The organism is Haloarcula pellucida, assembly GCF_014647235.1.
Classification (GTDB): Archaea; Halobacteriota; Halobacteria; order Halobacteriales; family Haloarculaceae; genus Haloarcula; species Haloarcula pellucida.
This window is the reverse complement of the sequence record NZ_BMOU01000001.1, coordinates 776,641-799,021: the sequence shown is the minus strand read 5'-3', so window position 1 is coordinate 799,021 and position 22,381 is coordinate 776,641. Positions and strand designations below refer to the sequence as shown.

Below are 22,381 nucleotides of genomic sequence, written 5' to 3'. Positions count from 1 at the left end.
AATCACTCCAGATTCCCCCCGCCGCTCACTCTGAGGACGTCGCCGACGACGTAGTCGGCCCGGTCGCTGGCCAGCCACAACACCGCGTCCGCGAGGTCCTCGGGTTGACCGAGTCGACCGAGTGGCCGCTTCTCGCCTCGTTCGCGGAGAATCTCCTCGGTGGTCCGGTCGGGGTCGTCCCTCGCTTCCATCTCGGCCTCGTAGCGGGTCTGGGCCGTCTCTGTGACGTCCGTCGAGATGGCGTTCATCCGGATGCCGTGATCGGCCAGTTCCTGCGCCATCCGCCACGTCAGGCCGTTTATCGACGTCTTCGAGATGCCGTACAGGCCGAACGGGCCGGTACGCCGGTCCCCCGCCTGACTGGTGTGGTTGACGATACAGCCCTCGATATCCTCGGCTATCATGTGCTCGGCGACGAGTTTCGCGGCGTAGTACTGCGACCGGACGTTGACGTTCATCGTCGTGTCCCACTGGTCCAGCGTCGCCTCGACGAGCGACTCCTCGCGCGGCCACATGGCGGCGTTGTTGACGAGCAAATCTATTTGCTCGAAGGCGTCGATGGACTCCTCTACGAGCCGTTCGAGAGCCCCCGGGTCGCCGACGTCCGCCGCGACGCCGATGGCGTCACCCGGCCCTCGCTCGTCGAGTTCGTCGGCGGCGTCAGTCACGTCGACCTCGTCCCGCGCGTTGACGACGACGTTCGCCCCGGCGTCGGCGAGTCCCTCCGCGATGCCCCGGCCGATGCCCTTCGTCGACCCGGTGACGATCGCGGACTCGCCGGCGTAGTCGTACTCGGTATGCCCTACCATGACACAGTAATCGTCTCGCTATACCGTCAAGAATCCACCGGTAGGCCCCATCGCGACGAGACGTCGACCTCGCGGTCGGACGCTCCCGACCCGGCAATCGCCCGTGGAAGCACGCAGATTTATTGGGATGGTCTCTCATGATACTGCTATGGCTCCGGAGATTACCAGCATCGAGTCAGTGGAGTTCTCCTATCCTATCGAGGACGTGGGTACCGACCAGCACGGGTTCAACCTCGTCTACGAACCCGGATCGGTGACCGAGCGAAAGCTGTTCGGCCTCAAGATTCACACGGACGAGGACAGTACGGGCGAGTACGTCGGCGGGAACTCGCCGGGCGCGGCCCAGATCAACACGTTCGCGAACTACCTCGTCGGGAAGAACCCCCTGAAGCGGGAGAAACACTGGAGCGAGATGAAGCGAGCGCTCCGGAAGTACGACCGGATGGGGATGGGCCCCATCGACATCGCGCTGTGGGACTTCGCCGGGAAGTACCACGACGCACCCATCCACGAACTGTTGGGCACCTACCGCACGAAGTTCCCCGCCTACGCGTCGACGTACCACGGCGACGAGAACGGCGGTCTCGACACGCCCGAGGCCTTCGCGGACTTCGCCGAAGAGTGTCTGGAACTGGGCTACGGTGCGTTCAAGATTCACGGCTGGGGCGGCAGCGAGGGGTCACGTGACCTCGACAGAGAGATAGCCGCGGTCCACGCCGTCGGCGACCGCGTGGGCGACGAGATGGACCTGATGCACGACCCGGCCTGCGAACTGGAGACGTTCGCCGATGCGCTGAAACTCGGCCGCGCGCTGGACGAGGTGGGCTTCTTCTGGTACGAGGACCCGTATCGGGACGGCGGCATCTCCCAGCACGGCCACCGGAAGTTGCGACAGGCCCTCGACACCCCACTCCTTCAGACCGAACACGTCCGCGGCCTCGAACCGGCGACGGACTTCGTCGCCAACGAGGCGACGGACTTCCTCCGGGCGGACCCGGAGTACGACGCCGGCATCACGGGCGCGATGAAACGCGCGAGCGTGGCCGAAGGATTTGGCCTCGACGTGGAGTTCCACGCGCCCGGCCCCGCCCAGCGCCACTGCATCGCGGCCATCCGCAACACCAACTACTACGAGATGGCGCTGGTCCACCCCGACGCGCCCAACACCACGGCGCCCATCTACGCCGGGGAGTACGAGGACCAACTGGAGACCGTCGACGGGAACGGTATGGTCGAAGTCCCGGACGGCCCGGGACTGGGCGTCGACTACGACTGGGACTACATCGAGGCCAACCAAACGGGAAGCCTCCACACCTACGAGTGAGATGACATACAGAGCCGGTATCATCGGAACGGGCGGTATCGCCGGAATGGGTATCCTCGGGATGCACGACGAGGCAGACATCGGACGGAAGAAGGTCCGAGCGAGCCACGCGGGCGGGTACGACGCCACCGAGGGCCTCGAACTCGTGGCGGTGGCCGACGTCGACGAGGAGAAACTCGACCGCTTCGGCGAGGCGTGGGACATTCCCCCGGATCGGCGCTACGTCGGCCACGAGGCCATGCTCGACGCCGAGGACCTAGACGTCGTCTCGGTGTGTACCCCGTCGTATCTGCACGCGGACCACGTCGTCGACGCGGCGCGGTCGGCGGCCGACCCGTCGCTCGTCTGGTGCGAGAAACCCATCGCCTCCTCGGTGACCGACGCCGAGGAGATGGTCGACGTCTGCGCGGAGACCGACACCGAACTGCTCGTGAACCACTCGTTCCGGTTCACGACCAAACTCCAGCGACTCCGCGATCTCGTGCAGGACGAGGACATCATCGGCGACGTGCGCTCCGTCGCGACCCAGTTCCGGATGGAACTGCTGCGCAACTCCACGCACTTGCTCGACACCCTCGTCTACCTGCTGGACGACCGGGCCGACACCGTTTCGGGATACATCACCGGCGAGAACGAGGCCGTCGACTCACTGGAAGCGGCCGAACGGGTCGACGATGCGGGCGGCGGCGGGTTCGTCGTGATGGACGACGGCACGTTCGTCACCATCGACTGCACCATCCCGCGGGCGGAGTCCTCGATGACGCTGCAGTTCATCGGGAGCGAGGGGAAACTCTACCTCAACAACGACGACGGCGAGTGGCGCTATTGGCGGTTAGAGGACGGCGACCACGTCGAGGAGCCACTCCCGGGAATCGAGGGCGCGTGGACGTGGGACGAGGACTACCGCGACGCCTTTGCCAACGCTGCCGGCGACATCGTCTCGGTCCTCGACGGGGACGTACCGAACCCGTCGACGGGCGAGGAAGCGACACGGTCGCTGGAGATCATCGCCGGGTTCTACATTTCGCACTACACCGGCGGCCAAGTGTCCATCCCGCTGGACCGCCCGCTGAAAGACGTGACAATCACGTCGTGGTGAGTCGGGTCGAGCGAAGTGGTGTTCCGCGTACCTGAACGGCGGTTCCCCGGAACCGGCCGACCCGTTTTTCTGCTCGGAATGCCAAGGAATGGTATGGACGACGACGCCGACGTGGTCACGCTGACGTACAGATCGACCGGTTCGGCCGACGTAGCGTCGTCGCTACGCGACGAGACGTTCCAGCGCTACCTCCGCCGGTCGAAGGAGGGCCCCGTCTCCGCCGGCGAGAAGTGGGACGAGGTAGTCAACGACGGATGCGGGACGACGACCGACGTCACACTCACTGTGGCCCGAGTAAGCGGCGGTGGGGCCATCGGAGGGGCGACACAGTTCGAGTTCATCCCGGCGACGGAGTCATAACGGGTTTTCGCCGTCCGGCTGTTCAGTCGAAGTGAACGCGGCGTAGCGTCCCTGTCCCGGCCCGTCGGCCGACCGCATAACACAGGTACGTCTGTTATAATACCGAGAGTAATCCGTTTTCCTTGGCCGTCGCCGTGTTCCCCAGAGTGGAACAACTGTCTCGCCCGTCCGGATAGCGACCACGAAAATCGGTCGGCGTGTCGGGAGTGTCCGCCGGATGGGCGACTGGGGATGCGCCTCTGGAGTCAGACGGTCGCCACTGTGTTCGAGAGGCGGCCGATATCCTCGATGTCGACGTCGATGCGGTCGCTCGGTCGGAGCGTGAACCCCTCTTCGGGGACGAGCGACGTTCCGGTCAGTAGCACCGTCGTCTCCGGAATGCTGTTGTGACGCGTGAGAAACGAGACGAGTTCCTCGCAGGTACGAACCATCTCACCGGTCGAGGTGGCCCCCTCGTACTGTCGCTCGCCGTCGCGTTCGACGGTCATGGTCATCTCCAGATCGTGTGGGTCGCCGACGGAGTCTGGCGTCGCGACGCATGGGCCGAGCGAGCAAGAGCGGTCGTAGATCTTCGCCTGCGGGAGGTAGAGCGGGTTCGCACCTTCGATGGACCGACTGCTCACGTCGTTGCCGACCGTGTAGCCCACGACGTCGCCATCGTGGAGTACGATGCCGAGTTCGGGTTCGGGGACGTCCCACTCGGAGTCGCCACGGATGCCGACCGCTTCGCCCGGACCGACCACGCGCGAGGGCGTCGCCTTGAAGAATATCTCCGGCCGCTCGGCCTCGTAGACGTCGAGGTACATCTCGGGCATCCCGCTCTCGGCCTCTCGGGCCTGTTCGCTTATCTCGTAGGTGACGCCGGCGGCCCACACCTCGTCGACGACCGGAGCGGTACAGTCGGCGGCGTCGGGTGGTTCGACCGCCGCCGCGTCGTCGAACAGCCCCGTAGCCACGTCGTCGACAACTACCCCAGCGACGTCGGCGACGTGTGCGAGGTCGGTGAACGACGTCACGCTCGACCGGGCGGCAGTGAGGTCGTAGGCAGTGTCGTCCGCACGGGCGAGTAGCCGTGGCTGTCCGTCCGTGACTGTGCGATAGTATCGCATACGTAGCTACTGCACGCCCGAGGTTCTTGTCGGTTCCGGTGGCCCCACCAAAACTTTCTCGTAGCCCCGGCGTGTCGATTAATTCGATGACCGAAACGTACCACAACTACGTCGACGGCGAGTGGGTAGCCGCCGAGACGGGCGAGACGTTCGAGAACCGCAACCCCGCCGACCGGAGCGACGTGGTCGGGGAGTTCCAACAGTCCGGCGTCGAGGACGCCGAACGGGCCGTCGAGGCCGCGGCGGCCGCGAGCGACGAGTGGGCCGACACACCGGGGCCAGAGCGCGGGGCGATTCTGCGGGCCACGTCACAGGCGCTCGAAGCGCGCAAGGACGAACTGACAGAGACGCTCGTCCGCGAGGAGGGGAAGGCCCGGCCCGAAGCGGCCGGTGAGGTCCAGCGCGCCATCGACATCTTCTCGTACTACGGGGCGAAGGCCAGCGACATCGGCGGGACGGTCAAGTCCTCTAGCAGTCGAGATACGACGCTGTACACGGTGAACGAACCCGTCGGCGTCGCCGGCCTCATCACGCCGTGGAACTACCCCATCGCGATTCCGGCCTGGAAGATCGCGCCGGCACTGGCCACCGGAACGACCGTCGTCTTCAAGCCCGCCTCCGCCGCGCCGAACGTCGCCCGGAAACTCGTCGAGTGTCTAGACGAGGCCGGCCTCCCAGACGGCGCCCTCAACTTCGTTACCGGACCGGGCCGCTCCGTCGGCAAGACGTTCACTACGCACGAAGCCGTCGACGCCGTCTCCTTCACCGGCAGTTCCGCCGTCGGAAACACCGTCGGTGAACAGGCCAACGAGACGGGCAAGCGCGTCCAGCTAGAGATGGGCGGGAAGAACCCCGTGGTCGTGATGGACAGCGCGGACGTCGACGCGGCGGTCGACATCGCCGCGAGCGGCGCGTTCGGCGTCACCGGGCAGGCCTGTACGGCCACCTCCCGGGCCATCGTCCACGAGGACGTCTACGACGAGTTCGTCTCGGGCGTCGTCGAAGCCGCCGAGGCCATCGAGGTCGGCCCAGGCCTCGACGGCGCGGACATGGGCCCGCAGGTCAACCAGAGCGAACTCGACAGCACGCTGGAGTACGTCGACGTCGGCCAATCGGAGGGCGCGACGCTCGAAACCGGCGGCAACGCGGTCGACGTCGGCGACGGCTTCTTCGTCGAACCGGCGGTGTTCTCGGACGTGGAACCGGACATGCGCATCGCACAGGAAGAGATATTCGGCCCCGTCCTCGCAGTGCTCCCCGTCAGCAGCTACGAGGAGGCCCTCGACGTCGCCAACGGCGTCCCGTACGGGCTCTCGGCGAGCATCGTCACGCAGGACCTCACGGAGGCCCACGACTTCGTGGCCGAGTCCGAATCCGGCGTCGTGAAGGTAAACGAGAAGACGACCGGACTGGAGCTCCACGTCCCCTTCGGCGGGATGAAAGACTCCTCCAGCGAGACGTACCGCGAACAGGGTGACGCCGGCCTCGACTTCTACACCCTCTCGAAGACGGTGTACCTGAACTACTGAGGCCGCGATCCGGTTGCACCACCACTTTTTGGCGCCAGCAGTTCGACGGGATGCCGGGGCTTGCGCTCTAGCAGGGCGTCGATCTGTTCGAGACAGGAGGTGCCGCTGGCGACGACCGGTCGCTCACTGACGCCCTCGGCGTCGAGTTGTGCGGCCAATCGGTCACCGACGTCCATGCTGAGTTCGTAGTAATCGCTCTTGTAGCCGAAACTCCCGGCCATGCCACAACACTCCACGTCGGAGGTGACTACGTCGTAGCCCAGCCGTTCGAGGACGGCGACGGTGTGGGCTTCGAGGCCGAGCGTCCGCTGCTGGCAGTGGGCGTGGTAGGCGATTTCCTCGACGTCGACGGCAGCCAATCCCCCCTCGTCCGCACCGCTTTCGAGCAGTCCGTAGACGTACTCCATGACCTCGTAGCTGTGCTTCGCGAGCGTCTCGAACGTAGACTCGTCGACCAGTTTCTCGTACTCGGAGACGAACATCGCGTGGTCGCTCGGTTCGATGACGACCACGTCCCGCCCGTCCGCAATGTGCGGCGAGAGCACCTCGTAGACTCGTTCGGCGTGGTCCGTCGCCGTCGCGACCATTCCCTGTGAGAACGGGGCCCGGCCGCTTGAGGACACCTCGGGCACCACGACGTCGACGCCGAGCGCTTCGAGGACTTCGACGGCCGCTTTCCCCCGCTCGACCTGTACGTGGTTGGTGTAGAGGTCCGGGTAGACGACGGCCCGTCTCACGGGGTCCGTGACAGTCGACGCCCGGTTCGCGAACCACTCGACGAGCGTCTCACGCTGGAACTGCGGGAGGTCGCGGCGCGGGTCCACGCCCAGCACCCGGTCCATGAGCCACCGCGCAGTCTGCGTGTCGGCCAGCCAGTTCGAGACGGGCGCGGTTGCGCTCCCGAGTCTCGCGACCGTCTCGAAGTTGCCGAAAAAGCGCTTCTGGAGTGGGGCGCCGTCGGCTTCCGCGTCGGGCGTCAGCCCGTCGACCAGCCACTCCGCGGGTCGCTCTCCCTCGCGGTTGATGCGGTCCCGAACGACCGTGTTGATCCACGGGATATCTATCTCGACCGGGCAGGCGTTGACACACCGGGTGCACCCCGTACAGAGGTCGTTGAACTCGGCGGCGGTGTCGAGCCCCTCGATGCCGGCCTCCCATCCGGTGGCGATGCCGCCCGAGTACGTCTCGCCGCCGAAGGCGTGGCCGCCGACGCTCTGGAAGTTCGCACACGAGTTCGCACACGCCGAGCAGCGGATGCAGTACAGCGTCTCCCGCAGGTCGTCGTCCTCGCGCATCGCCAGCCGGCCGTTGTCGACGAGGACCAGATGGAAGTCCCGGTCGTTTGCGAACGCAGAGAGGGGCGTCTCGTCGTCCGCGAAGTCGACGGCGGGCGTCTCGACCGGCGGCGTCAACAGCGAGACGTAGGAGGTGATGTCCTGTCCGGTACCCGAGCGACCGATGAGTTCGACGAACGGCTGGAAGTCGGCGACGCTCGGGACGATTTTCTCGACGCCGGCGACGGCGATATGGGTGTCCGTCGCAGCCACCGTCTTCCGTGCGTTGCCCTCGCTCGTTACGAGCGCCATCGTCCCCGACTCGGCGGCGAGGAAGTTCGCGCCCGTGATGCCCACCTCGCTGTCGACGATGCGCTCGCCCAGTTTCTCGCGGGCGAACATCGTCAGTTCCTCGGCCGTCTCCAGCGGTTCCTCGGGATCGAACAGTTCGTTGAACAGGTCGGCGATGGACTCCCGGGACTTGTGGATAGCCGGCGCGACGATGTGGGAGGGCGCTTCCTCGGCCAACTGGAGGACCCACTCGCCGAGGTCCGTCTCCAGGACGTCCACCCCGTCGGCTTCCAGCGCTTCGTTGACCTCCAGTTCCTCGCTGGTCATCGACTTGCTCTTGACCACGCGGGAGGCGTCTCGCTCGGCCACGACCGACCGGATGTACTCGTTGGCGTCCGCGGCGTCCTCGGCGACGTACACCGTGCCGCCGTTCTCGACGACGGACGTCTCCAGTCGGTCGACGAGTTCTGGCAACCGCTCGATAGCGTCTTCCTTGATGGCTCTCGCCTCGCTTTTGAGCGCCTCGTAGTCTTCGAGGTCGGCCACCGACGCGTACCGGCCCTCGTTGAACCCCTGCGTGTTCGCTGCGATGGCCGCCCCCTCGGTCCGCATCAGGTCGCGGATGTCGTCGACTCTCGACATTCAGGCGTCCTCCGTGACGACGATGGCTCTGACGTCTTTCGGCCCGTGGGCCCCGCGGACGAGTGCGCCCATGTCAGCCGTCGCGCTCGGGCCGGTCGCGAGTATCGCGCTTCCCCGTGATTCGTCTATCTCGTCCCCCAGCGATTCGATAGCTGTCTCCATCTCGGTGACGAGGTCTGTCTCACGGACGACGACGACGTGGGTGTCGACGAAGAGACTCACCAGTTCGCTCCCGCGGTCGGTCTGTTCGAGCGCGACCGTCCCGTAGTCAGCCACGCCGAGACGCGCACCAGTCACCCCCGTTCTTGCCTCCCTGAGTTCGACCGGGGTGGGGTCTACGACCACGTCGGTATCGGCGAGCGAGAACGCGTCGTCGGCGAACGTCTCCTCCAGTGCGACGCCGACCGCTGGCGGTTCCACGACGTCGTTCACCTGTGATGCGACGGCCGCTCGGCCGACGCGGGTCACCGGCACGTCGTACTCGGCGAGCGACGACTCGAACGTAGCGAGTGTATCTGAGGCCATTGGTATTCGAACACATGGTTCACACGAGTATAAAATTTCGAACCGAAAGCGCCGCACCGTCGACGACGGCGTCCGGCCGTTACTCCCCGACGACGGGGTTCTCGAGGACTCCGATGCCCTCTATCTCTACCTCGACGGTGTCGCCCGGTTCCATCAGTTCCGGTGGATCGCGGAAGATGCCGACGCCGCCCGGGGTCCCCGTGGAGATGACGTCGCCGGGACGCAGCGTCATCGCGTCGCTGATGTACGCGACGAGTTCGTCGACGTCGAAGATGAACTGCTCCGTGTTCGAGGACTGTTTGGTCTCGCCGTTGAGGCGACAGGCCACGTCGACGCCGTTGGGATCGAACCCGTCACCGGCGACGAGCGTCGGCCCCATCGGCGAGAACGTGTCGTAGCTCTTCCCGCGGAAGAACTGTCCGTCGTCGAACTGCGCGTCGCGTCCGCTCACGTCGTTGATGACTGTATAGCCGGCCACGTGGTCTCTGACTTCGTCGGGGTCGAGGCTACTGGCCGTCTGGCCGATGACGACGCCCAGTTCGACCTCGTAGTCGACGTCGTCGAGGTCGGCGGGGTGGACGATCGGGTCACCGGGGTTCGTGACGGACGTCGCCGCCTTCGAGAACAGCAGTGGTTTCTCGGGGATCTCCTCGTCCTGTTCCTCGGCGTGGTCGCGGTAGTTCAGACCGGCACAGACGATTTTTCCCGGGGCTTCGACCGGCGCGAGCAGCGAAACGTCGCCGTCGACGGCCGTCAGCGACCCCGTCTCGAGCGCTTCGCGGACTCTGCGTCGGTAGCCCGCCGACCCGATGTCGGCGAGCGTCGGATCGCTGCCGGGCCAGTCGGCGAGCGAGTAGACCCGCTCGTCTGCTCGGACGCCCCACTCCGGACCTGTACCTGCGACTGTGTAGCGGACGAACTGCATACCAGTTAACGATTGCCGCGCCAGTATTTAAACGTTCCACGTTCAGCGCTGGTCGAGTCTGTTGGCGACCGCGGTGCCATCGACGGGTCGCTTCGGTCGAGCGTCGAAATCGAGGTGCAAAACCGGCAGCGCTCTTCCCGATTCCACTACGGGAGCCAGCCGCCTCATTCCATATTCAATATAGCGACATACGGTTCATCAGACCGATATCGCCCACCGAATAATACATCTCTTTGACACTATTGGGCAACGGACGCTTCGCCGACCCTCGAATCAGGACTCGAAGGTTCGCTCGATGAGGAACTTCACGAGATACATCGACGCGACGATGCTCACGAGCATCACCACGATGACGATGAGGATCATGAACAGACGAACGAGTCCGGGGTCTGCCATGCTATGGTGCCCTCCCTTCGACCCGTTCGTAGCGGTTGGGGGCCGTGTCCATATCCACGCTAAGCCAATCCAGCGTCAAGCCGTTTTGGATTCGCCAACCGCCGTCGGCTTTCGTGGGGAAGCGATAGCGAATCAGACGTCGGTGGCGGTAGGTTATCGACACCGACCGGGTCGGCGTGAAGGCACGTTCCCACCGCGCCCGTCCAGTAGCGGCCGAGAGTCACTTCTGGTGGCATTTCGGGACGCGTTCGTCGCCGTATCGGACTCGTCCTCGGGTAGCCGTCGCGTAGGAGACGGCTAACCTTACGGTCCGTTCCCGACCCTCGCGTATGGGGATTGACTCGGGCGCAGAAGGCGGCGAACACCCGGACCGGGAGAACAATCCGTATCAGCGAGACGGGCTTCAAGGTGTGGTGCAGGCCCTCTACAACAGAGTGCGGCCGCACTTACCGCGAAAGATGGGCGTGTACAACGGTGTGCACGCACGGGGACCGAGGCTCTTCGACGTCTCCGACGTACTCCCGGACTACGAAGACGACTTGCTCGGACTGGTGCGAGAAGCCGTCGACGACGGTGACCACGTGACACTCGTCGGCGGAGGACTCGGGATATCGACTATCGTCGCAGCGAGGCAGGGGGCGGCGTCGCTCACCGTCTACGAGCCAGCAGCAGACCGTGCGCGCCTCGTCGCGGAGAACGCAGCCCTCCACGACGTCCAACGCATCGAAGTCCATCACGCGGCCGTCGGGGACGCCGCAAACGCGGCCGGCCCCGTTGCCGGAGCAGACAGAATCATACCCGCGGACCTACCGGACGGTGACGTACTCGTCCTCGACTGTGAGGGTGCGGAGGTAGACATCATCACCGAGATGCCAAACGGGTACCGGGTCGTCGTCGTCGAGACACACGGCGCGTTGGGTACGTCGAAAGACGACGTCCACAGCGCACTGGAGACTCACGACGCCGAGGTTCTGGCAGTCAGCGAAGACAACCCTGCGGCTGGGATATACACGATACTCGCACGGCTGTAGGCTGTCTGCCGAGACGGCCCGTAGTAGCTCCGTCGACGTCCTGCTCAAAGCGCTCTGGCGAACGTCGATACAGTGACCGAGCGGGTTGGCCGAGTTTAACACACCAGCTAGTGAGGATTGGCGAATCATCACCGACGACCCCGCACCGAACGCTACCCATCCTGTCCGGGCGGGCCTATCGAGATACGTTCGAACGAGCCCACAATTGGTGGCCCGACGGTACCGACCGCGAGGTCCCGAAAGTCATTCAGGGACAGGCCACTGCCGACCCGGCCCGCACGGAATTCCACACCGAGCGAGCCACAAATTTATATCCGTGAATGTAGCCCTTCAACGGCGACGGCGCTTCGCCAGCTCGTAGATAGATGCGTATGAGTATACTCATATTGGGGCTGATTGCGGGCCCATTGGCACAAATAAGTGTCTTTATCCGGTAAGGTAGGACTACTTTGAAGTGCGCGGGGTGAGAGGGGGTGGTATGGCAGCGGACAACGATGGGACCGAGCGAACGTCCGTTCGGACGTACGTCCCAGCCTATCAGAAAGAGCGGTGGCGCGAACACGCCGACGAACTCGACATGAGTCAGAGTGAGTTCGTCCGGACGATGGTGCAGGCGGGTCGGAGCGGTTTCGAGCCACCGGAATCGGCATCGACGGGTGGCGTCCCGGATAGCGGCGGCCGAGAGGAACCCACTTCTCCGGACACAACCCCTGGGGTCGACGGCCTGAAGACGCGGGTGCAGGACGTTCTCGCCGACGGGGGCCACTACGACTGGGACGAGTTGCTCGCGGAACTCACTGACGACATCGAACAGCGACTCGACGAGACGTTACAGGAACTCCAGTCGTCGGGTCGGGTCCGATACAGCGGCCGGCACGGAGGGTACGTGCTGGACGAATGAGTTCAGACGCCACCACGCCGGACGCGAGCGAAGACCCGGTCGGGTACTTCCTCGACGACATCACCTATCACGGCAAGAGCGACCGGACGCGGTCGTTCTACGAACGCGTCCTCCGTGACTTCGAATCGTTTCTCTCTGAAGGCGGGCGTCCGATCCCAGTCGCCGAGGCGTCCCACCGCGACTGTATGGCGTACGTCCACGGCCTCCGAGGGGAGCAAAGCGAGAGCACGGTCGCGACCTACGCTTCCTACCTCCACCGATTCTACGCGTACATGACGCAGGTCGGGACCTTCGACTCGAACCCGATGACGCTGGTGATGGAGGAGATGGACGAATCCATCAATACCGATCCGACTCGCCGGGAAATCGGGATACCGGCGATGCGTGCGTTCGTCGCCGGCGTGACCCATCCGCTCGAACGGGCCGTCGTCGTCACGCTGCTCAAGACCGGGATGCGTGTCGGCGAGCTCTGCAACCTCGACGTGCGTGACCTGAACCTCGCTGATGCAGGTCCGCGGCCCGACGTCCCCGTCCGTGCGAGCCTCGACGGCCGGGCGGATTCGCTGTACGTCTCGGCGGCCCCGGCCCGTACCAGCGTCGTCAACGGCGAGGAACGCACGGCCTCGAACAAGCGAAAGCGGGATACGACCGTCCCCGTCGACGACGAATTAGCCGCTGTCCTCCGTCGTTGGCTCGCGATACGCCCGGATACGCAATCGCCGGCCGAGCCGCTTTTCGTCTCGACGAGCGGCGACTGGGGACAGCGATTGACGCCGGACATGGTCCATCACGTCGTCGAGACGCACGCTCGAAGGCACGGTTGGTACCGCGACGGCGGCGGCGCCGAAGAGAACGTCACGCCCCACTACTTCCGGCACTTTTTCACCACACACCTCCGGGACCGCACCGGAGACCGGGGGGTCGTGAAGTATCTTCGAGGCGACGTCGCCCAAGACGTCATCGACACCTACACCCACGAGTGGGGCGACCGCGTCAGGGACGTCTACACGGCGAATATCTACTCACTGCTGTAGCCAACTCGAATTTTGTTGCCCTCGAAACAACAGTACTGTGGCCGCTGCCAGACTCATAAATTGCATAGTGCTATATCGAAACACCTGTGGAGTGTTCTGAAGATGGGGGTATAATGCACAGGTTCAACTGGCGTTTCTCAGGGATGTGAGTGGTAGCTGGCGGCCGGGCTAACCGGTACAATCGGGCGTTTTATCAGAATGATGAGACAGAATCAGTCTTCGTCGTCCAGCTGGGCGCGGAGTTCTTCGAGTTGGATCTGTTGAAATCCTCAGGGAGTTACAGGTACGTCCGGTAGTCTGACCGGATGGAAGCCCTCCCGAAATCGCGCTTGCTCCGGTTCGTTGAGCAAGCGTGTGAAAAGTGAGGCGGGAGAATTTCTTGCTGGTCAATGGCAGAAATCGCCCGCCTCAGCGGTAGTAGTGACTGGATTGATTTGGATTTTGTGGAGCGCGAGCGGACACCCGAGCCAGCGATGGAGCTCGGTATTCAGATGCACGTAGCGGTATTGTCACTCTCGAATACCATCTCTGTTCTTGATAATGTCCGTTCGAAGAATACATCCGCATGGTCACACGCGCAGCGTGGAAGGCACTCTCAGTTCGTCGCTCGATCCCAGCGAACCGCCCACCTGACGACCGGTTCGAGCGGTAATACCGACCGGGACACCTCTCCAAGCAGTGGCAACGCTGTCGTGTCGGCGGCGAACTACCGCCGCCGACACCTTCGTGAGATCGCTGGCCTGAAGTGGACGTCAACTGCTGGTCCGGCGACTGTTTCATCAGTGAACTCGCTCGTCAGAACCAGTTAGCCAAGGACGCTTTGTGAGGTACTGAAACGAACGAAATTCTCTATTTTCGGCTGTTTTCGACCACTACAACCGCTCTCACCAAAATCTTTCTCAAAGAACTGCGGCACAAACACGATGTCGAAACCACCGTATTTCTCTTCGATGGTGCGAAACATCTCCAACCTGCACTGCAACGAGCCGGGCTCCGATTTCAGACAGAACGCCACGGAAATCGAAACGCCATCGAACGTATTTTCCGAGAAGTAAAGGGTCGAACCTCTTCGTTTTCAAACTGCTTCAGCAACGTCGAACCGAGTACAGCTGAAAACTGGCTCTAGAGTTTCGCTCGCTGGCACAATGCTCCAAACTAAACACTGCCATTTGTGGTGTGTAACCAGTGTGCGGTAACAGTGTTCGTTATCCAACCGCCAATTCGACCAAAGATAACCGCGAGTACACATAATACACCCAATATAACCACGGAGGAAATAGTGAATATAAACGGTCCGCCCTTCCAGCTTGTAATATATGCCATATTAGGCGGGATAGATAAAATAAAGCTAATGATGGCACCAATAAATGCAGTGCGGAGTCCCGCGGCACCCGGATCTGCCGAACGAGCGACTGCGATACCCCCAGCAAGTACGGTCCCGAATAACAATATTGAACCAGAAGGGCCCTGTCCAGAGATGGACAGCGAATTTCCGACAACGTTGATAGCTAGCCCACCCAGCGCACCGAGAACTGCAATCCGCCATACCTGAGGAATGCCGCGAATTCGAGGGGTATATACCATACCAAATATACCTATGTGTCTTTGTGGTAATATAAATTTCGGAGAATAAATGGGCACGGCACTGTCTAGTTGAGCGAGTTTGAGAAGCGAGGAGGCCGTAGCGAGAAGTGCTCATGCAACTCACAAACCTCCTCAGAGAGACGTTAGATGAGGACAGCCAAGACGTTTGGGAGAACGAGCGCATCCCGACACCCGTCCGGCGGTTTGGGGTGCGTCTCCATACGGCGGGGCTGTCGATCAGGGAGACGGTCGCTATCTTAGAGTTGCTGGGTGTCGACCGTTCTCACGGTGCGGTCTGGAACTGGGTTCATACGTTGTCTGAAGCACAGAACGACCCGCCGACGGCGCAGCCGTCGCGGGTCGCGGTCGACGAGAAACAAATCGAGGTCGATGGCGAGAAAAAGTGGTTGTACGCTGCTGTCGACACTGAATCAAAGCTGCTGCTCGAAGTTGACGTGTTCAGCCGCCGCGAGACTGCCCCCGCGGCGGCGTTCCTGCATCGGCTCACTCAGAAACACGACGTCGCCGAGACAGTGTTTCTCGTTGATGCTGGCAACTAGACTATAACATAAAATGACATACATTCCTGCAACATTACAATAAGTACAGTTACTAAACTAGAGACACAAAGATTTCATTCTAGGGCGAAATAGTGTAATTATGATGGATCGACGTACGGTATTAGGAAGTGTCTCCACTGCAATATTAACCACTTTAGCTGGCTGCAGCAGATCTCTTATAGGCGACGACACAGATACATCATCAGAAGAGGATTATACAACTGATACCGATGCACATGATACACCCGATTTAACTGAACCCTGCAGTGTTTCATCGACACCAGAAGCGGATTACCCTGTTTTTCCTTCAGAAATAACTGAAGAGAATGTCGAGACATTCGCTGTCGATTTTGAAAAACGATTCGCCGAAGCAACAATCAAAAACCAGCCAAATAAAAAATTTGGTGGATTCGACGGATCGACAGGAAATGTCCATGAAAAAACGAAGAGTGGATATTTCATTGAAGTTACCGTGTCTGTCGATTATGCGATGGCTCGAGGAGATGAAACGGGAACAGATCTGGGCAGTGAAACTTTCAATTCATGGTACTATATTAATTCAAAGTTTGCTTCTCGCTCTGATAGAGACACATCTGGCTCTCCACCTAATTCGGGATGGAAGACTGTTGCTTGTGCTTAGACCTAAACTATTACCACCAAAAGCCGAATAAACTCATTACACTGACCGATATTGAGTCGCGCGCCCGTTCCCAATCTGACGAATTCGACATTCCTTCCAGCCGGAGGTCAGTACCGACACCGACTTCACGAGCGAACGCATGGACCACGGCGCCCGCCGAGTTATCCTGCAAGCAATTCACATCGTGGAAGGTACGCGTCCCGAGGACTTCGTCGGGACCTAACTCGCAACCGTGGAATTGATCGTCGTCTGGTTTCTCGGGCATCAAATCACGAGCCTACGGAGGGGCTCACCGATTGTGCCCCGGAAAAATAGGCTCGTCAGTACTCACTGGGTACAGATGTAGCAGACTGAATGCTCGTCCCAGAGAAACCTCCGAGGTTGTGGTTCGCCACGAATGGCCCAACGAACTCGGGTAATCTGGAACCCACCGGTCCCTGATCAACCGATTTGATAGAACGTCATAACATCGGTACCTCTGTTAGAAACGACCGCCTACGTCGGCGTTCGCCCACACGTCAGTTCGCATCTGCCGAACGCTCCGCGATGGTAGTTCGGACAGACGGGTCCGCGCCATCCCGCAGTTTCTGGCGGGATGGACACGCGAAGGCGTACCGCTCTACCGCAATGGGTGTGAGATTGTTTGTAGGTGACGAACGCGAGGTGGAGCGCCAGCACCCCGTCGTCCCGCGACAGCCGTCTCGGCGGCTGTGAGACAGCGACCCATCCGTTCGGCGTCCGCAAACGACCCCGGAAGCAGTCAAACGGTGGCGTCAGCACGCGATCCAACGACCGTCTACGCATACCGTTCTCAATCGTGTAGCTCGCGTCCTCGCTGGCGAGGACGGGAACGGTCGGAGCAGCTTTCCGGATAGCCGAGTCCAGTGTACTCGGACCGGTCCGCGATATCGATCGGCCGGCAGAAGTGAGCGTCTCGCCCGCGATCACCGGAGAGCGAACCCGAGGACAACGGGGCTGGTCGACCGGAAGCCGGTGGCTAGGTGCCTCGTCTGTGGCCGCTGGGGAAAGATATATGTGTAGTGTGAATGAAGTAACATGTGTATTAGACCCATGGTAAGCGATAGCCATTCAGACGGGCGTCTCTCACGACGGAAGTATATCACGGCAGTCGGCCTCGGCGTGAGTGTGGGACTCGCCGGATGTGGCGGCGACGGCGGTGACGGCGGTGGGGACGGAAGCGGAGACGGTGAGACGACGGCCGGCGACGGCGGTGGTGGCGGCGAGACGACGGCCGGTGATGGGACGACGACGGGCGGCGACCAGCAACAGACCTACCAGTTCGGGTTCTCCATCAAGAACATGAACAACCCGTGGCTACAGGTGTTCCGCAAAATCGGAGAGATCTACGCGGAGGAGCTGGGTCACGAGATACAGGTCACGCAGGCCGGCGGGGACGCACAGACGCAGATTCAGAACGTTCGGAGTATGCTAAACAGCGGCATCGACGGCCTGCTCATCAGCCCCTACTCCTCGGACGCCGCCGTCGGCGTCATCGAACGGGCGACCGAACAGGGCGTCCCGGTGTACACGGCCAACTCTTCGGCCCCGACGGACGCCATCCCGATGTTCACCGGGTTCGGGAGCTTCAACGCCGGCTATCGGGCGGGCCAGCTGATGGTCGAGGCACTGAACGACACCTACGGCGGGAGCCGCGTCGTCGACCTCGTCGGCGACCAGGCCGACCAGTCGGCGGTCCGCCGGAGCGAGGGGTTCCGACAGGCCATCAGCGAGGCCGACGGCATCGAAGTCGCACGGGTCATCTACAACAAGGGGTGGAGTCAGCAACGGGCCACCCAGAACCTCAGTGCGTTCCTCCAGAGCGACAAGGACATCCACGGTATCTACGCCGTCTGGGGCGGGGGCGCGTTGGCGGCGGTCAACGTCTTAGACCAGATGGGGATGCTCGCGACGCGGGACGACACGGAGAACTACATTCCCATCATGAACATCGACGGGTTCCCGGGCGTCATCGACGCCATCAGGCAGGGGTACGTCCACACCACCCTCCAGCAACCGATGCCGTTCTACGCCCCGATCTCGCTGGAGTACATGCTCCACCACCTCGACACTGGGAGCCCTGCGGTGCCACAACCCGGAGACGAAGTCAAGGCGGGGAGCTCCGCGAGCCTTCCCGGAACGGTCGCCGTCGAGAACATCGAGTACAACGGTGTTCGACCCCTCTCGGAACCGTACTGGTCGCCCGGGACGGTGACGGAGTGGACGTCGAACGACACCGCTTACTACCCGTGGCTGAAGCCCAAGACGGTCGCCATCACGCAGGAGAACGCCGACGCTGGCTACCTCTGGGGGAACTACGCGAGCGAGATACTGGAGTGATGCAGGCACCCATCGAGAGACCGCATTTATGAGTATCCGAGACAGAGATTGGGCGGACGTACTGGACCGGACGAGCGGCGAGAGTACCAAGTGGTTGCTCTGGGGCCTCGACAACATGATCTGGCCCATCGTCATCGTGACCTTCGCCGTCTTCGCGGTGTTGATGCCAGAGGTGTTCACCTCGGCCAGCAACATCCAGTTCATGCTGTACTCCAGTGCGGGACTGGGTGCGCTGGTACTGGCCGAGTCGCTCTGTCTCCTGAGCGGGAACTTCGACCTGTCGATCGGTTCTATTGCCGGCTTCTCGGCGATGGTCACCGCGCTCTTCCTGAACACGTGGTTCCCGTCGACCCCCGGCCTCGTCGGCGTCGTGCTGGTGCTCGCAATCGGCGGCGCTATCGGATTCGTCAACGGCGTCTCCATCGGCTACTTCGGCATCAACCCCTTCCTGCAGACGCTGGCCTTCTTCATCATCTTCCGGGGCGCGGTGTTCCTGCTGTCGACCATTACCGTTGCGCCGCTACCCGAGTCGTACCTGTTCATCGGCGGCGCGCTCGTCGGTGACCTGCCACTCATCGGTGAAGCGGGGTCTATCTGGTTGATCGACTCGATACCTATCGCGGTGCTGTTGATAGTGGGGCTGTACGCCGCGACGTGGTTCGTCATGAACTACCGGCGCATCGGACTGGCCATCATGGCCGTCGGCGGCGACGAGAACGCCGCCGAGGAAGCCGGGATTCCGCGCGAGCGAGTCCTGCTCATCGTCTTCACCACCTCGGGCGTCCTGAGTGGCCTCGCGGGCCTGCTGTACACCGGCTATCTCAGCGCCGCGCCGCCGGGTCTCGCGGAGGGTGACCTCTTCCCGGCGTTCGCGGGGGCCGTCATCGGCGGCATCAGCCTCACCGGGGGTCGCGGCGACATCGAGAACGCCTTCGGCGGGATGTTCCTGCTGACGATGATTCAGGTCGGCCTCGTGCAGGTCGGCGTCGGCGGCGACGCCATCCAGTTCATCAACGGACTGGTGTTGTTGCTGGCGATCTACCTCTACACCACCGAAGCGAAGATTCGGCATCGCCTCCTGTCGACCTGAGCGGTCGGCTTTCTCGCCGGTCGTTGCTGTCACGCGAACCGCTATCGGACAGTGAGCGACCAGCAGAACGCCCTATGCCCCTCGTGTGTGAACCGACACCAACCTATAAGCTACCTGTCTGTGAAGTGAACGGTATGCCACGGCTGAACGGCAGTGAGATCATCGCCGAGTACCTCGAACGGGAGGGTGTCGAGTACATCGTCGGCATCCCGGGTCACGGGAGCACGCTGCTGATAGACGCGTTCAACGACGCCTCGGTCGACGTCGTCCAACCTCGCCACGAACAGGGGGCGACACACTTAGCGGACGGCTACGCCCGCGCGAGCGGCGACCCGCTCGTCGTGTTCACCTCCATCGGCCCCGGTGCGACTAACACCGTCACTGGGGTGGCGACGGCGTTCGTCGACTCCATCCCGATGGTCGTGTTGACCGGCGGGCCACAGACCCACGAGTACGGACAGGGTATCTTACAGGAAATAGAACGAAAGCACCCCGGTGATTTCCCGAGCGTGATGGAACCGATAACGAAGGAGACGTTTCAGGTCCACGCCGTCGAACACCTCCCACGCACGCTCCGACGGGCGTTTCAGGAGGCCGTGACCGGCCGTCCGGCCCCGGTACACATCGAGATTCCGATGGACGTGCAGGCCGCCGAGGCGGACGTCGACATCCCGGACCCGGCACAGTCGAGAGCGCAGTATCGCCCCGCCGGCGACCCGCGGGCCGTCTCCGAGGCCGCCGAACTGCTCGTAAACGCCGAGCGCCCGGTCGTCGTCCCCGGCGGCGGCGCGATGCTCGCCGAAGCGTGGGACGAAGTGCAGGCCCTCGCCGAGTACGTACAGGCCCCGGTCAGTCCGACGTTTCAGGGTAAAGGCATCGTCCCGGAGGACCACGACCTGTTCGTCGGGTACGCGGGCGCGTGGGGGACGACGGCCGGCAACGAACTCTGTAGCAGCGCCGACGTGATTCTCGCGCTCGGGGTCCGGTTCTCGGACCTGCACACGTCGTCGTTCGACCCCGGCGTGAGCTTCGAGATTCCGCCCACGAAGCTGATTCACGTCGACGTCGATACCCACGAAATCGGGAAGAACTACCCCGTCGAGGTCGGCGTACAGGGTGACGCGAAGGTGGTCGCTCGACAGATTCGCGACGAAATCGAGGAGCGAATCGACCCCGTCGGCACGGCGGAAAACGAGTACTACGAGGAGGTACAGCGTCGCTGGGCCGAGTGGGCGGACCGCATCGAGGACCGCCACACCGAGGACTCGGTGCCCTTGTCGATGGCCCGCGTTCTCGGTGCGCTACGGAACGTCCTCGAGAGGGACGCCATCGTCACGTCGGGTGCCGGCCACCCACAGGACATCACGAACCCCGAGTTCCCGGTGTACGAACCGCGGTCGAACATCTCCGCGGGCGGGTTCTCCACCATGGGGTTCTCGCTCCCGGCCTCGATGGGCGCGAAACTCGCCGCACCCGACAGACAGGTGGTCTCCATACAGGGCGACGGCAGTTTCCTCCACTGCAATCAGGAGCTAATCGCGGCGGTTCAGGAAGACATCGACGTGAACGTCCTCGTCCTCAACAACCACGCGTGGCTCTCGATACGGAACCTGCAGGTCACCCAATCGGGATGGGACCGCGTCCTCGCGACGGAGTTCGACGAGGCACACGACTACGACGCCGTCGGCATGGCCGAGTCGATGGGCGTCGAGTACGCAGACCGGGTGTTCGAACCTGACGACCTCGAACCGTCGCTGTCCGGGATGGTCGAACACGACGGGCCGGCGCTCGTCGAGGCCGTCGTCCAGCGAGAGACGACAGAGACGGGCGGCATCATGACCGGCGCGTGGCACCTGCCCGGCCTCGGCGAAGGCTACGAATCCGACGAGCGGCCCGGCGACGAGTCGGCCGAGATAACAGAGGACGCGGCCGGCGACGACTGAGCGTACCCCGACGTCGGGGAAATACTTTTGTAACCTAGCTGATTATTATTGTCTATGTCAGAGAGTGGCACGACGAACCTCATCGAAATGCGCGGCATCGAGAAACACTTCGGCCGCGTCGTGGCGCTGAACGGCGTCGACCTCGAAGTGCGGGAGGGCGAGATAATGGGGCTGCTCGGTGACAACGGGTCGGGCAAGTCCACGCTCATCAAGACGCTCGTCGGCGTCCACCAACCCGACGCCGGCGAGGTGTTCATCCGCGGCGAGCAGGTCCACATCTCGAATCCCAAAGAGGCCCGGAAGTACGGTATCTCGACGGTGTATCAGGACCTCGCGCTCGTCGACACCCTCTCGGTGTCGGCCAACATGTTCCTCGCGCGCAACCCGATGAAGCGCTACGCCGGCATCTCGGTGGTCGACTGGGAGACGATGAACGAACAGGCTGAAGAGATAATCCGGAGCCGTCTGAACCTCGAAATCGACCCGACGGCGCGCGTCGAGTTTCTCTCCGGCGGTGAGCGGCAGGCCGTCGCCATCGCACGGTCGCTCGTCACCGACCCGGACCTCGTCATCATGGACGAACCGACCTCCGCCCTCTCTGCTGACTCCGCCCGACGGGTCCGTGACCTCATCCAGACGCTCAACGACGAGGGCATCACGGTGCTGCTCATCACGCACAACATGGACGAGGTGTTCGCGCTCACCGACCGCGTGACTATCCTCGACAGCGGCGACCTCGTCGGCACCGTCGACACCGACCGCGTGACCAAAGAGGACATCGTCCAGATGATGGTCTCCGGCGAGATGCCCGCCAGCATTCAGGACACGACGGGTGACACCGAAGCCCACGCCTGAGCGGGCCGATAGGTCCGTCGCCGAATCGTCCGGCCACCGCTCTCGACGGCAGGCCCCTACTCATACTGGTGGCTGTAAGTTCGTACAGATATTCGCCACCCC

The 22,381-nt window shown here is 62.8% G+C and carries 18 protein-coding genes and 2 pseudogenes; 14 read left to right on the top strand and 6 right to left on the bottom strand.

The genetic code is table 11. The features are described 5' to 3' along the window. Positions 1 to 2: 2 nt before the first annotated feature. Positions 3 to 809 carry an SDR family NAD(P)-dependent oxidoreductase gene (locus tag IEY28_RS04220; protein ID WP_188994820.1) on the bottom strand — a complete coding sequence of 269 codons (807 nt, stop codon included), beginning with the start codon at positions 807 to 809 and terminating at the stop codon, positions 3 to 5. Positions 810 to 957: 148 nt separating this feature from the next. On the opposite strand from IEY28_RS04220, the gene IEY28_RS04215 reads away from it, so the two are divergent. The 3 genes from IEY28_RS04215 (at position 958) to IEY28_RS04205 (ending at position 3,592) form a co-directional block, all read left to right on the top strand. Next, a complete protein-coding gene (locus IEY28_RS04215; RefSeq protein WP_188994818.1) occupies positions 958 to 2,133 on the top strand; it encodes a mandelate racemase family protein in 1,176 nt (391 codons plus the stop codon). A gap of 1 nt (position 2,134) precedes the next feature. Further along, the gene (locus IEY28_RS04210) at positions 2,135 to 3,232 is read left to right on the top strand and encodes a Gfo/Idh/MocA family protein (RefSeq protein WP_188994816.1); all 1,098 of its coding nucleotides are present in this window, start codon (positions 2,135 to 2,137) and stop codon (positions 3,230 to 3,232) included. A 93-nt stretch (positions 3,233 to 3,325) separates the two neighbouring features. Next, on the top strand, positions 3,326 to 3,592 hold the full coding sequence (locus tag IEY28_RS04205) for a DUF7968 family protein (protein WP_188994814.1): 267 nt from the start codon (positions 3,326 to 3,328) through the stop codon (positions 3,590 to 3,592). A 245-nt stretch (positions 3,593 to 3,837) separates the two neighbouring features. Here the strand turns inward: IEY28_RS04205 and IEY28_RS04200 are convergent, their stop codons facing one another. Further along, positions 3,838 to 4,701, bottom strand: a complete 864-nt coding sequence (locus IEY28_RS04200) for a fumarylacetoacetate hydrolase family protein (RefSeq protein ID WP_188994811.1) — start codon at positions 4,699 to 4,701, stop codon at positions 3,838 to 3,840. Between the two features lie 86 nt (positions 4,702 to 4,787). Here IEY28_RS04200 and xacF point away from each other — a divergent pair, with 86 nt between their 5' ends. Then, positions 4,788 to 6,230: a 2,5-dioxovalerate dehydrogenase gene (xacF, locus tag IEY28_RS04195; RefSeq protein WP_188994809.1), complete on the top strand. Its 1,443-nt coding sequence runs from the start codon at positions 4,788 to 4,790 to the stop codon at positions 6,228 to 6,230. On the opposite strand, the gene IEY28_RS04190 is transcribed toward xacF, so the two are convergent. The 4 genes from IEY28_RS04190 to IEY28_RS20740 form a co-directional block, all read right to left on the bottom strand. Then, positions 6,224 to 8,437: an LUD domain-containing protein gene (locus IEY28_RS04190; RefSeq protein WP_188994807.1), complete on the bottom strand. Its 2,214-nt coding sequence runs from the start codon at positions 8,435 to 8,437 to the stop codon at positions 6,224 to 6,226. The genes xacF and IEY28_RS04190 overlap by 7 nt on opposite strands. Continuing rightward, positions 8,438 to 8,962: an LUD domain-containing protein gene (locus IEY28_RS04185; RefSeq protein ID WP_188994805.1), complete on the bottom strand. Its 525-nt coding sequence runs from the start codon at positions 8,960 to 8,962 to the stop codon at positions 8,438 to 8,440. A gap of 79 nt (positions 8,963 to 9,041) precedes the next feature. After that, complete coding sequence (locus IEY28_RS04180) at positions 9,042 to 9,887, bottom strand: fumarylacetoacetate hydrolase family protein (RefSeq protein ID WP_188994803.1); 846 nt, start codon at positions 9,885 to 9,887, stop codon at positions 9,042 to 9,044. Between the two features lie 273 nt (positions 9,888 to 10,160). Then, entirely contained in the window at positions 10,161 to 10,283 is a 123-nt protein-coding gene (locus tag IEY28_RS20740) for a hypothetical protein (protein WP_268239418.1), read from the bottom strand. A gap of 329 nt (positions 10,284 to 10,612) precedes the next feature. On the opposite strand from IEY28_RS20740, the gene IEY28_RS04175 reads away from it, so the two are divergent. The 10 genes and pseudogenes from IEY28_RS04175 (at position 10,613) to IEY28_RS04125 (ending at position 22,279) form a co-directional block, all read left to right on the top strand. Further along, entirely contained in the window at positions 10,613 to 11,314 is a 702-nt protein-coding gene (locus tag IEY28_RS04175; protein WP_188994801.1) for a class I SAM-dependent methyltransferase, read from the top strand. A 478-nt stretch (positions 11,315 to 11,792) separates the two neighbouring features. Continuing rightward, positions 11,793 to 12,215 carry a DUF5805 domain-containing protein gene (locus tag IEY28_RS04170; RefSeq protein ID WP_188994799.1) on the top strand — a complete coding sequence of 141 codons (423 nt, stop codon included), beginning with the start codon at positions 11,793 to 11,795 and terminating at the stop codon, positions 12,213 to 12,215. Continuing rightward, positions 12,212 to 13,249: a tyrosine-type recombinase/integrase gene (locus IEY28_RS04165; RefSeq protein WP_188994797.1), complete on the top strand. Its 1,038-nt coding sequence runs from the start codon at positions 12,212 to 12,214 to the stop codon at positions 13,247 to 13,249. Before IEY28_RS04170 ends, IEY28_RS04165 begins: the two co-directional genes overlap by 4 nt. Positions 13,250 to 13,638: 389 nt before the next feature. Further along, positions 13,639 to 14,375 (top strand): annotated as a pseudogene (locus IEY28_RS20900) (IS6 family transposase). Positions 14,376 to 14,946: 571 nt separating this feature from the next. Next, positions 14,947 to 15,387 (top strand): annotated as a pseudogene (locus IEY28_RS04150) (IS6 family transposase); the annotation flags it as partial. Between the two features lie 109 nt (positions 15,388 to 15,496). Next, positions 15,497 to 16,033: a hypothetical protein gene (locus IEY28_RS04145; RefSeq protein ID WP_188994795.1), complete on the top strand. Its 537-nt coding sequence runs from the start codon at positions 15,497 to 15,499 to the stop codon at positions 16,031 to 16,033. A gap of 1,146 nt (positions 16,034 to 17,179) precedes the next feature. Continuing rightward, entirely contained in the window at positions 17,180 to 18,391 is a 1,212-nt protein-coding gene (locus IEY28_RS04140; RefSeq protein ID WP_188994793.1) for a sugar ABC transporter substrate-binding protein, read from the top strand. Between the two features lie 28 nt (positions 18,392 to 18,419). Further along, positions 18,420 to 19,481, top strand: a complete 1,062-nt coding sequence (locus IEY28_RS04135; protein WP_188994791.1) for an ABC transporter permease — start codon at positions 18,420 to 18,422, stop codon at positions 19,479 to 19,481. A 134-nt stretch (positions 19,482 to 19,615) separates the two neighbouring features. Then, entirely contained in the window at positions 19,616 to 21,424 is a 1,809-nt protein-coding gene (locus IEY28_RS04130) for a thiamine pyrophosphate-binding protein (RefSeq protein WP_188994789.1), read from the top strand. A 54-nt stretch (positions 21,425 to 21,478) separates the two neighbouring features. Then, entirely contained in the window at positions 21,479 to 22,279 is an 801-nt protein-coding gene (locus tag IEY28_RS04125; protein WP_188994787.1) for an ATP-binding cassette domain-containing protein, read from the top strand. Positions 22,280 to 22,381 lie beyond the last annotated feature (102 nt).

Excerpts from the sequence above, each read along its gene's own strand:
- IEY28_RS04180 (WP_188994803.1), bottom strand. The coding sequence starts at position 9,887 with ATGCAGTTCGTCCGCTACACAGTCGCAGGTACAGGTCCGGAGTGGGGC.
- IEY28_RS04200 (WP_188994811.1), bottom strand. The coding sequence starts at position 4,701 with ATGCGATACTATCGCACAGTCACGGACGGACAGCCACGGCTACTCGCC.
- IEY28_RS04215 (WP_188994818.1), top strand. The coding sequence starts at position 958 with ATGGCTCCGGAGATTACCAGCATCGAGTCAGTGGAGTTCTCCTATCCT.
- IEY28_RS04190 (WP_188994807.1), bottom strand. The coding sequence starts at position 8,437 with ATGTCGAGAGTCGACGACATCCGCGACCTGATGCGGACCGAGGGGGCG.
- IEY28_RS20740 (WP_268239418.1), bottom strand. The coding sequence starts at position 10,283 with ATGGCAGACCCCGGACTCGTTCGTCTGTTCATGATCCTCATCGTCATC.
- IEY28_RS04130 (WP_188994789.1), top strand. The coding sequence starts at position 19,616 with ATGCCACGGCTGAACGGCAGTGAGATCATCGCCGAGTACCTCGAACGG.
- xacF (WP_188994809.1), top strand. The coding sequence starts at position 4,788 with ATGACCGAAACGTACCACAACTACGTCGACGGCGAGTGGGTAGCCGCC.
- IEY28_RS04175 (WP_188994801.1), top strand. The coding sequence starts at position 10,613 with ATGGGGATTGACTCGGGCGCAGAAGGCGGCGAACACCCGGACCGGGAG.
- IEY28_RS04205 (WP_188994814.1), top strand. The coding sequence starts at position 3,326 with ATGGACGACGACGCCGACGTGGTCACGCTGACGTACAGATCGACCGGT.
- IEY28_RS04135 (WP_188994791.1), top strand. The coding sequence starts at position 18,420 with ATGAGTATCCGAGACAGAGATTGGGCGGACGTACTGGACCGGACGAGC.
- IEY28_RS04220 (WP_188994820.1), bottom strand. The coding sequence starts at position 809 with ATGGTAGGGCATACCGAGTACGACTACGCCGGCGAGTCCGCGATCGTC.
- IEY28_RS04210 (WP_188994816.1), top strand. The coding sequence starts at position 2,135 with ATGACATACAGAGCCGGTATCATCGGAACGGGCGGTATCGCCGGAATG.
- IEY28_RS04185 (WP_188994805.1), bottom strand. The coding sequence starts at position 8,962 with ATGGCCTCAGATACACTCGCTACGTTCGAGTCGTCGCTCGCCGAGTAC.
- IEY28_RS04170 (WP_188994799.1), top strand. The coding sequence starts at position 11,793 with ATGGCAGCGGACAACGATGGGACCGAGCGAACGTCCGTTCGGACGTAC.
- IEY28_RS04125 (WP_188994787.1), top strand. The coding sequence starts at position 21,479 with ATGTCAGAGAGTGGCACGACGAACCTCATCGAAATGCGCGGCATCGAG.
- IEY28_RS04145 (WP_188994795.1), top strand. The coding sequence starts at position 15,497 with ATGGATCGACGTACGGTATTAGGAAGTGTCTCCACTGCAATATTAACC.
- IEY28_RS04165 (WP_188994797.1), top strand. The coding sequence starts at position 12,212 with ATGAGTTCAGACGCCACCACGCCGGACGCGAGCGAAGACCCGGTCGGG.